A 9,611-nucleotide genomic window follows, 5' to 3' on the forward strand; every position below is an offset into this window, starting at 1 on the left:
TCTAACAAAAAAAATATTCATTTTACTTTTGTAACGTCTCTTTATTTAATATTGTTGTGAAATCAATACTAAATATAGCACCTTCTTTGATTTTAGATTCAACATTTAAAGGTAATAAATATTCTTCACAAATACGTTTAACAATATCTAATCCTATTCCAAAACCACCTTCATTATTATTTCCTCTTTTATATCTTTTAAATATCTCTTTTTGTTCTTCATTACTAATACCAATTCCAAAATCTTTTACACTTAAGATGTTATTGATTAATCTAACATCAATTTGTGAATCTTTATAGCTGTATTTTATTGCATTTGAAATAAGATTATTAACAAGTTTTTGTGTTTTTGTTCTATCCATTTTTATAAAACAATTTTCTAAATCTGAATTTATTACTATGTTTTTAGTAATTGAAATATCATTGAAATATTCAACACTTTCACTCACTAATTCTTTTAAATCAAATTCTTCAAAAACATCTCCATTTATTTCATTAAAAGCTGAAAAATGGATATCATTATAAATTTGAGATATTTGTTTAGAACTACTTAAAATATATTTCATCATTTTTTGTGGATTTTTACCATTTTTTAACATAGAAACAGAAGTCATCAATACAGAAATAGGAGTATTTAATTCATGAGCTGAATCTTTTATAAATTTATCCATTGAATCAACCCTTTGACGAACTGGTTTTAATAAAATTTTTGATAATAAAAAGCCAATACAACCAATAAAAATAGAACTTAAAATAAGAATTATCAAAATAAATATTTTCAATTTATTTTTATCTTGAACTTCTTGGCATGTTTCAATAACAATATATTTAATAGGTATATTCTCATCATCCAAAGTAGTAATAAAGTAGTTGTATAATTCATTTTTATGGGTAGTTTTAGAAAAATCTATTGAAAAGCTCTCATCTAAATATGAAAATATAACTTTTTTATCTTTATCAAAAAGTCCATATTTAATATTTTCATTAGTTAATTTACTTGCATTAAACTCTTGCTTTTTCATATACTTGTTCATAATCTCAGTTTTAATATGCATTGAAGCATTATTTAATTCCATACTACAAGTTTCTTCTAACATTTTTGTTTCATTTTTATAATAGATATATAAAATTACACCTATTAAAAATATTGCTGAAACTATATAAATAGATAAAAAATTAATTAAGGCTTTTCTTTCATCTCTATTCAAATCGATATCCTATTCCTCTTATGGTCGTTATTTTATCTTTTCCAATAATTTCTCTAAGATTTTTTATATAAACTCTAATAGTTGCATCTGTTGGCATATCATCATACGCCCATATATTTTGAAGAAGTTCATCACTTGAAACTACTCTATTTTTATGAGTACAAAAATATTTTAATATATCTCTTTCTTTTTGTGCTAAATTTATAATTTTATCATCTATATATACTTGGCAAGATTGTGATTCAAAAAATATATTATCATCAATTTTTATTTTACTGTTTTGTTCTATTAAAAACTGTCTACAAAGTTTTAATATTCTTTGATCTAATTCTTCTAAGTCGAAAGGTTTTTTTATATAATCATCAACACCATTTTCAAAAGATTCTTTTAAATGTTTTGTATCTTGATAAGCTGTTAGAATAATTGCAGGTGTATTATTTTGATACTCTGTTCTTATAGTTTTTAAAACTTCAATACCACTTATTATTGGTGTATTAATATCTAGCAATGCAATATCATATTTTTGATCTATTAAAGCTTCAAGAGCTTCTTGTCCATCTGTACATAAAGTTACATCATAACCTTTATCTATTAGATGGTCATTTAACAAATCACTTAATGCAACATCATCTTCTAATAATAAAACTTTCATCTTAAATCCTAATAAACTTTAATAATTTACACTTATTATAGTCAAAGTTTGTTTACTTACTGTGTATATTTTATTTTATAAGCTTTAAAAATCTTAAAATTTTACCTTGTAAAAACACATATAAAACTGAACAAATTAAAGCAGTAATTGTTCCATATAAAATTCCAATTTTTTCATAACTAAAGTAAACAATTAAAGAGTAAATAACCACAGAACTTAATCCAAAAGGTGTATTTTTAATAATGGTTCTAGCTTGCAAGTTACTATGTCTAAAATGAATTATTAAAAGTAATGGCAAAAGAATAGTAGGAAATGATGAAAAAATTCCAGCAATATTACTAGGTACATATTTAGGTAAACTTGAAACTATCAAAAATATTGAAATTGTCAATGCAGATCTAAACATAATGTCAGATAATGAAGTTTTAACAGCTTTATCAATTGCAAAATTCTCTTTTTTTGCAAAATATATTGAAGCAATTAACATCAAAGAAATAACAATAACTGGAGTAAAAAATACATGGGGTGGAACATAAGCTAAAATAAACGCAATAACTAAATAGGAAATAAAAGAGATTAATAAAGATAAAAATATTTCAAATTTACCCTTATAAAAAGTACTAATATAATAACCAATAGAAAAAGCAAGTGCTGCAAAAAGTCCATGAATATTATATAAAGCAACTTTAGTTACATAATCAACTCCATATTCAAGAGCAAAAAAAACTAAAGTTATTGAACTTCCAACAGGAAGACCTGATAAAATACCTGAAACTTTTGGGCTAACTTTTTCTGCAATATAACTAAGAGATAAGACAAGAGTTACCACAGCAATTGCTTTTATTATTAAGAGTTCTATAATTCATCCTTTATTTAAAAGATGAATTATATATTAATTATTTGTAAATTACCTATAAATTATCTAAAGTTATCAAATACTAATGGTGCTTTTAATTCAAGAGTTTTTAAATGCTTCATTACAGTTTGTAAATCATCAATGTTTTTACCTGTAACTCTAATCTCATCACCTTGATTAACTGCAGATACTTTTAGTTTCAGGCTTTTGATTTCAGTTTGAATGATTTTTGCTTCATCTTTTTCAATAGTATCTACTATTTTATAAGTATATTTTCTATTTCCACCACTTGAATCTTCTTTTTTTAATTCTTCTAATGAATTTATAGATATTCCTCTTTTATTCATTTTTGAAATTAAAATATCTCTCATTGCATCAATTTTATTATCACTTGATGTTATTAATGTTAAAGTCTTTGCGCCTACATTTAAATCTATCTCTTTTGAAATACCTTTAAAATCATACCTTGTTTCAATCTCTTTTTGAGATTGAATAACTGCATTTTTCATTTCTTGTAAATCAAGCTTTGCAGAAATATCAAATTGATGTTCTTTTGTTGCCATTAATATCCTTCTTTAAAAATTATAATTATCTATGCTAAGAATGAAATCTTAACATTATTTTATAAAGCTTTTGGTAAAACTAAATTTAAAAATACACCAACTATTGCACCAAGACCAATTCCTGCAAAAGGCACTCCGCCAAAATTAAAAGTCATTCCACCAATAGAAAATACTAATATCATAGAAACAATTGCCATATTTCTAGGACAAGAAAAATCTACATTTGCTTTTGAAAGTGTACTCATACCCAAAGTTGCAATAATTCCAAAAAGTAACAACATAATTCCACCCATAACTGGAACAGGAATTGTTGCTAAAATCGCACCTAATTTTCCAACAAAAGCCAATAAAATTGCGCAGATTGCAGCCCAAGTCATAATAGCTGGATTATAAGCTTTTGTAACAGTAACAGCACCTGTTACTTCAGAATAAGTAGTATTTGGTGGTCCTCCAAAAAGTGATGCTAAAGAAGTTGCCAATCCATCTCCTAAAAGAGTATTTTTTAATCCAGGATTTTTTAAATAATCTTGTTTTGTTACATTTGAAATAGCTAGCATATCACCAATATGTTCAATAGCAGGCGCAATTGCAATTGGTAGAATAAAAATAATAGCTTGCCAGTTGAATTCTGGAGCTGTGAAATTTGGGATCCCAAACCAAGAAGCTTTTGCAATACCTGAAAAATCAACAATACCAAAATATAAAGAAACTAAATATCCACCAATTATTCCTAATAAAATAGGTACTAATTTAAACATTCCTTTTCCAAGTAAAGATACAAGAATAGTAATAAATAAAGCTATCATTGAAATAACTATTGCTTGCTCAAAAGGAACTATAACAATAGATCCATCACCTGATTTTCCCATTGCCATATTTACTGCAACAGGAGATAAAATAAGTCCAATTGACATAATAACAGGTCCTACAACAACACTGGGAAGTAATTTATGTAAAAAATTATCGCCTTTTAGTCTAATTAAAAAACTAAGAACTACATACACTAAACCTGCAGCAACTAATCCTGACATAGTAGCAGCAATTCCCCAAGTAGCGACACCATAAGAGATAGGAGCAATAAAAGCAAATGAAGATGCTAAAAATATTGGAGGAACACATTTTCTATTTACAAATTGAAAAAGTAATGTTCCAATTCCAGCTGTAAATAAAGCAACATTTGGATCAAGTCCGGTTAAAATTGGCACTAAAACAAGTGCACCAAAAGCTACAAATAAAAATTGTAAGCCAAGAATTGAATCTTTCATTCTAAAATTATAATCTGTGGGTTTCATAAATACCTCTAATTTTTTTGTAAAATTATAATATCTAATTATGTGTTAATAAAATTTAAATTTATATATAATTTATAAGCAATTTTTTAGTAATATAAAATTTCAAAGGATTACTATGTATAAAGAAAGTACAAACGTTGTTGTAAAACATTTAGTTAATAGATTAAGAGATGTTAGAACTACATCAAATGAATTTAGAATGACAATAGAAGAGATATCAAGAATCATAGCTTCTGAAGCCTTATGTGATTTTGAAACAGTTAGCCAAAATATCAATACATGGCAAGGACCACTTGATGTGAAAATGATAGAAGTTCAAAAATTAGTTCTAGTTCCAATCTTAAGAGCAGGAGAACCAATGCTTACAGGTATTTTAAAAACATTACCTTATGCAAGAAGTGGATTTTTAGCTATGAAAAGAGATGAAGAAACATCTCAAAGTAAACTATTTTATGAAAATATTCCAAGTTTAGAAGATAAAACAGTTTTATTATTGGATCCAATGGTAGCAACAGGTGGATCATTAATAGATGGAATTGAATATTTAAAATCTAAGAATCCAAAAAGAATAATTTGTTTAAATGTTTTAGGTTCACCATATGGAGTTGAAAAAGTACAAAAAGCATTTCCAGATGTAGATATGTATATAGCTCAAATAGATGAAAGATTAGATGAAAACAATTATATTAGACCAGGTCTTGGTGATGCTGGGGATAGAGCTTTTAACACTAATTAAAAATATAGATTAGCTTTAAATTACAAAGCTAATCTTACTTTTATACCTATATTAAATCAAATGCATTCTCATGCTTATAATTAAATCCTAAGTTTTCTATTTTAGAACCATCAATTATTCTATTTAAAAATTCTTCATTTTGAGAAAATATAGGTGAAGGAAAATCATATTTTTTTGCATTGAAACTATATAATTCTTCTTTGCTTGGATGCTCTTTACAACAAAGATTAAATATTCCATTAAGATTATTATCAATGGCAAATTTTGTAGCAGCTATTACATCATTTCTATGAACAAAATTTATTAAACTTTTTGGATATTCAACAAGTTTATTTGAAAGCCTTCTTCCTGAAACTCTATTTCCTCCAACAAGGGCAGAAACTCTAAAAATAACATTACTTTTATTTGATACTAAAGTTTCTGCATCAAAAACTATTTTTGAACTTGAATTTTTTATCTCAAAGTTTTCATAAAAAAAACCTTCAATATTTGGATAAATTGATGTTGAACTAATAAATATAATTTTTTCTATATCTTTAATTTTTTGATGACTATAAATTTTGTTTAAAAAACCTAAATAATCTTCAAATTTTGATGGAGGAAAATTTATAAATAAATAATCTGTTTCAAGTAATTGATCTAAAGATTTTAAATCATTTTCATTTAAAATATATGAAGATAAACCCTCTTCCTCATACATTCTTAATTTATCTTCACTTCGTGATGACACTTTTATTTTATAATTAAATTTAAAAGCTTTTGCTAATTCAAAACCTAACCAACCTGTACCTAATATTGTAAATGTTTTCATTGTTTTTCTTTTCTTAAATTATTAACTTCTTCTTTGAGTAATTTAATTTCTTTTAATAAAATATCTAATTTCAAACTATCTTCATGAATTTCTTGCTTCATATCAGCTTCTTGAAGTTTTTGCATTTCTCCAATAATAACAGCAACAAAAAGATTAAAAAATACAAATGCTGCAATTATGATAAAGGAAACAAAATATGTCCAAGCCCAAGGATACACTTCCATAGCTTCATACATAACATCTGTCCAATCTTCAAAAGTTAAAACTCTAAAAAGTGTCAACATTGAAACTAAAAAATTCTCCCATAATCCAGAAGGAAGTTCTTCAAAAAAGAAATTACCAATTATCGCATAAATATAAAAAATTATAAACATTAAAATAACAATATCAATAATTGCAGGAATTGCTTTGATTAACATATCAATAATAGCTTTTAACTCAGGTCTAGCTGTAAATAATCTTAGTATTCTAAATACTCTCATTAACCTTGCAATTGCAGCATAATTAGAAGATTCTAAAGGAAGAAGTGTAATAAGTACAATTATAAAATCAAATAAATTCCATCCTGATTTAAAGAAATTAATAAATTTTTTTTCTGCAATCATTTTAATTGCTAACTCAAAAACAAAATAAACTGTTACAAAATAATCTGCAAACTTTAAAAATAAATCATAATGAGTATCAACTTCATCCAAAGTTTTAAAACCTAAAATTGAAGCATAAGCTATAATAATTATAGTTGTTAAGTTAGAAAACCATCTTGAGTCTCTTATATGTTCGATTCTTTCCATAACAGTCATAAAATTAATCCTTCAAAATACCATATGATAAAGTAAGCCATGCAATAATAAGTAAAGTTCCACCTATTGGTGTAACTGCTCCTAAAATTGGCATATTTAAAATGGCTAAAAAGTATAATGAAAAAGAAAAAATTATCATACCTATTATAATAAGCCACAAAGAGATTAGGATTTTTTTAGAATTAGGTTTTAATGCATAAATAAAAGTTGCAGCAAAAAGACCTAAAGTGTTATAGAATTGATATTGAACACCTGTATTGTAAATTTTTAAAAAATATTCATCGAGAATAGATTTTAATGCATGTGCACCAAAAGCTCCAAATCCTATACCTAATGCCATCATAAAAGAGGCAATTGCAAAAAATATTTTGATTTTATTATTTAGTATCATATACTTCCTTAATTTAAAAATTTTGGGAAGTATATCAAATTAAACTTTATTTTTTTGATTTCTCTTTTTCTTTAGATGCTTTTTTCTTAGAAAAACCTGCACCTTTTTTTTCTTTTTTTTCTAATTCTAAATCATTTATTAAAGTTCTAAAATCGATAGATTCTTGATTCATTTTAGCAAAACATGTTGCAACTACTGCTATTGCATTTGGTACATGCTTTTTCTTTTTATAAGCTTGAATATTTTTTTCACTAACTTTAATAAGTTCTGTAAACTTTGGAATAGTAAGTTCAGCATCTAAAAGTAATTTTTTAAAATCTATAAAAGTCATATTTAAATCCATTTTTTAATTTTAAATCATTATACATAAAAAATATAAAATTACTTATTTAACATCAACTTCCCAAAAAAAGTCTATCCATTCATTAGCTTCTCTAACACAATAATCAGGTTTTAAAACAGCAGTTTTTTTATAAAAAAGAGTTGCTAATTTAAATTCAACTTTTGGAAATTTTTCATTTAAAACTTTTAAAATTTCTCTCATAGTTTCACCTGAATCAACAATATCATCAACTATTAAAACTTTTTTTGCATGTGAAACATCAGGAATATTAAAAATATTAAAAGTATCTAATTTTAATTCACCTTCATAATGTATTGAATTTAGTGTATATAAATTTCTCATATCCATAGCTTGAGCCATTAAATGAGAAAGTGTTAATCCACCTCTAGCAACAGCCAATAAAATTTCAGGTTCAAAATCTCTACATTTATCAACTAAAACCTGAGTATCTTTTACAAATAATTCATAACTATAATATAGTTTTTCCAAAATAATTCCTTCTTATAAAATAAATATTAATGTACAATAAATGCTAAAGCACTAATAAATGTAATAACTACAATTCCAATATTTAAGTCTTTAAACTCTTTTTTTGCTATTTTAATTATTGTATATACTAAAAATCCTGCAGCAATTCCATTTGTAATAGAAAAAGTCAAAGGCATTAAAATAACAATTAAAAAAGCTCCAGCACTTGTAGCTAAATCAGAATCTTCAAAGTTAATTTTCCCAAGCTCTGTAAACATTAAAACACCAACTACTACTAAAACTGGATAAATTGCATTTGAAGGAATTGATTTAAAAAGTGGTAACATAAATAAGGTCATAATAAAAAGTAATGCTGTAAATACAGCAGTTAAACCAGTTCTTCCACCCTCTTCTACTCCTGCTGCACTTTCTATAAATGCAGTTGTAGTTGAAACCCCTAATAAACTTCCCCCAACAGTTGCAATTGCATCTGCTTCAAGTGTTTTTTGTAAAGATTTATCATCTTTATTATTTTCTTGGAATAAATTTGCTCTTGTTCCTACTCCTGTTAAAGTTCCTAAAGTATCAAACATATCAGTAATTAAAAATGTAATAATCACAGGTAATAAAGATAAAGATATAGCACTTAAAATATCTAATTCAAGGAAAATTGGAGATATTGAAGCTGGCATAGCTAATACAGAATTTGGCGTTTCACCTAAACCAAAAAACCAAGCTGCAACAGAGGTAATTGCAATTGATAAAATAAATGCTCCTTTTAGTCTATAAGCATAAAAACTAAAAGATAAAATTAAACCTAAAACACCTAATAAAACATTAGAGTTTGAGAAATCACCAAGTCCAACTAATGTTGCATCATTTGAAACAATCATACCCATTTGTTTTAAACCAATAAAAGCGATAAAAGAACCAATACCCGCACTAATAGCTCGTCTTAAACTCATAGGAATTGAAGTCATTATCCAAACTCTAAAATTTGTTAAAGATAAGATTACAAATAAAATACCAGATAAAAATACAATACCTAAAGCAGTTTCCCAAGGTATTTTCATTCCTAATACTAATCCATATGAGAAATATGCATTTAATCCCATACCAACACTCATTGCAATGGGAGTATTTGACCATAAAGCAGAAAAAAGAGTAGCTAAAATAGTAATTAAAGCAGTTGCTGTAATAACAGCATCCATAGGAAGACCTGCATCAGCAAGAATAAATCCATTAACAGGAACAATGTACATCATTGTTAAAAAAGTAGTAAAACCAGCATAAAACTCTTTAGAAACTGTTGTATTATGCTCTTTTAATTTAAAAAAGTTCATAAACTTTTCCTTAATTTTAAAATAAGTTTAAATTATACAAAAATTACATGTAAATTCTACTAAAATAAGAGGTAAAAGTATAACATAAATGGTGCTCACAATCGGAGTTGAACCGATAACCTCTTCCTTACCATGGAATTGCTCTACCA

The 9,611-nt window shown here is 25.8% G+C and carries 12 protein-coding genes; 1 reads left to right on the forward strand and 11 read right to left on the reverse strand.

Translation table 11 applies throughout. The annotated features are described in order from the left end of the window. Positions 1–22: 22 nt before the first annotated feature. The 5 genes from ABVS04_RS03785 to ABVS04_RS03805 form a co-directional block, all read right to left on the reverse strand. Positions 23–1,207 carry a sensor histidine kinase gene (locus tag ABVS04_RS03785; protein WP_368029339.1) on the reverse strand — a complete coding sequence of 395 codons (1,185 nt, stop codon included), beginning with the start codon at positions 1,205–1,207 and terminating at the stop codon, positions 23–25. Then, the gene (locus tag ABVS04_RS03790; protein ID WP_368029340.1) at positions 1,200–1,859 is read right to left on the reverse strand and encodes a response regulator transcription factor; all 660 of its coding nucleotides are present in this window, start codon (positions 1,857–1,859) and stop codon (positions 1,200–1,202) included. The genes ABVS04_RS03785 and ABVS04_RS03790 overlap by 8 nt, the downstream gene beginning before the upstream one ends. A gap of 70 nt (positions 1,860–1,929) precedes the next feature. Next, positions 1,930–2,688 carry a hypothetical protein gene (locus ABVS04_RS03795; protein WP_368029341.1) on the reverse strand — a complete coding sequence of 253 codons (759 nt, stop codon included), beginning with the start codon at positions 2,686–2,688 and terminating at the stop codon, positions 1,930–1,932. An 89-nt stretch (positions 2,689–2,777) separates the two neighbouring features. After that, complete coding sequence (locus ABVS04_RS03800) at positions 2,778–3,278, reverse strand: YajQ family cyclic di-GMP-binding protein (RefSeq protein ID WP_368029342.1); 501 nt, start codon at positions 3,276–3,278, stop codon at positions 2,778–2,780. A 59-nt stretch (positions 3,279–3,337) separates the two neighbouring features. Then, positions 3,338–4,570, reverse strand: coding sequence for a uracil-xanthine permease family protein (locus tag ABVS04_RS03805; RefSeq protein ID WP_368029343.1), 1,233 nt, complete (start codon positions 4,568–4,570; stop codon positions 3,338–3,340). Between the two features lie 115 nt (positions 4,571–4,685). Here ABVS04_RS03805 and upp point away from each other — a divergent pair, with 115 nt between their 5' ends. Then, a complete protein-coding gene (upp, locus tag ABVS04_RS03810) occupies positions 4,686–5,306 on the forward strand; it encodes a uracil phosphoribosyltransferase (protein ID WP_368029344.1) in 621 nt (206 codons plus the stop codon). A 46-nt stretch (positions 5,307–5,352) separates the two neighbouring features. On the opposite strand, the gene ABVS04_RS03815 is transcribed toward upp, so the two are convergent. The 6 genes from ABVS04_RS03815 to ABVS04_RS03840 are packed head-to-tail and all read right to left on the reverse strand — an operon-like array spanning position 5,353 to position 9,462. Continuing rightward, positions 5,353–6,117 (reverse strand): hypothetical protein, encoded by a 765-nt coding sequence (locus ABVS04_RS03815; protein WP_368029345.1) that lies wholly within the window; start codon positions 6,115–6,117, stop codon positions 5,353–5,355. Then, on the reverse strand, positions 6,114–6,917 hold the full coding sequence (locus tag ABVS04_RS03820) for an ion transporter (RefSeq protein WP_368029346.1): 804 nt from the start codon (positions 6,915–6,917) through the stop codon (positions 6,114–6,116). Before ABVS04_RS03820 ends, ABVS04_RS03815 begins: the two co-directional genes overlap by 4 nt. A 4-nt stretch (positions 6,918–6,921) precedes the next feature. After that, positions 6,922–7,308: a DUF423 domain-containing protein gene (locus ABVS04_RS03825; protein ID WP_368029347.1), complete on the reverse strand. Its 387-nt coding sequence runs from the start codon at positions 7,306–7,308 to the stop codon at positions 6,922–6,924. A 46-nt stretch (positions 7,309–7,354) separates the two neighbouring features. Continuing rightward, positions 7,355–7,639 carry a hypothetical protein gene (locus tag ABVS04_RS03830; RefSeq protein WP_368029348.1) on the reverse strand — a complete coding sequence of 95 codons (285 nt, stop codon included), beginning with the start codon at positions 7,637–7,639 and terminating at the stop codon, positions 7,355–7,357. Positions 7,640–7,693: 54 nt separating this feature from the next. Next, the gene (locus tag ABVS04_RS03835; protein WP_368029349.1) at positions 7,694–8,140 is read right to left on the reverse strand and encodes a phosphoribosyltransferase; all 447 of its coding nucleotides are present in this window, start codon (positions 8,138–8,140) and stop codon (positions 7,694–7,696) included. Between the two features lie 26 nt (positions 8,141–8,166). Next, on the reverse strand, positions 8,167–9,462 hold the full coding sequence (locus tag ABVS04_RS03840; RefSeq protein ID WP_368029350.1) for an NCS2 family permease: 1,296 nt from the start codon (positions 9,460–9,462) through the stop codon (positions 8,167–8,169). Positions 9,463–9,611: the final 149 nt, after the last annotated feature.

This window comes from Arcobacter sp. s6, from assembly GCF_040884245.1.
GTDB lineage: Bacteria > Campylobacterota > Campylobacteria > Campylobacterales > Arcobacteraceae > Aliarcobacter.

What these genes read in the sequence shown, in the direction of transcription:
- ABVS04_RS03825 (WP_368029347.1), bottom strand. Translation starts at nt 7,308, where the DNA reads ATGATACTAAATAATAAAATCAAAATATTTTTTGCAATTGCCTCTTTT.
- ABVS04_RS03830 (WP_368029348.1), bottom strand. Translation starts at nt 7,639, where the DNA reads ATGACTTTTATAGATTTTAAAAAATTACTTTTAGATGCTGAACTTACT.
- ABVS04_RS03815 (WP_368029345.1), bottom strand. Translation starts at nt 6,117, where the DNA reads ATGAAAACATTTACAATATTAGGTACAGGTTGGTTAGGTTTTGAATTA.
- ABVS04_RS03820 (WP_368029346.1), bottom strand. Translation starts at nt 6,917, where the DNA reads ATGACTGTTATGGAAAGAATCGAACATATAAGAGACTCAAGATGGTTT.
- ABVS04_RS03800 (WP_368029342.1), bottom strand. Translation starts at nt 3,278, where the DNA reads ATGGCAACAAAAGAACATCAATTTGATATTTCTGCAAAGCTTGATTTA.
- ABVS04_RS03840 (WP_368029350.1), bottom strand. Translation starts at nt 9,462, where the DNA reads ATGAACTTTTTTAAATTAAAAGAGCATAATACAACAGTTTCTAAAGAG.
- upp (WP_368029344.1), top strand. Translation starts at nt 4,686, where the DNA reads ATGTATAAAGAAAGTACAAACGTTGTTGTAAAACATTTAGTTAATAGA.
- ABVS04_RS03790 (WP_368029340.1), bottom strand. Translation starts at nt 1,859, where the DNA reads ATGAAAGTTTTATTATTAGAAGATGATGTTGCATTAAGTGATTTGTTA.
- ABVS04_RS03805 (WP_368029343.1), bottom strand. Translation starts at nt 4,570, where the DNA reads ATGAAACCCACAGATTATAATTTTAGAATGAAAGATTCAATTCTTGGC.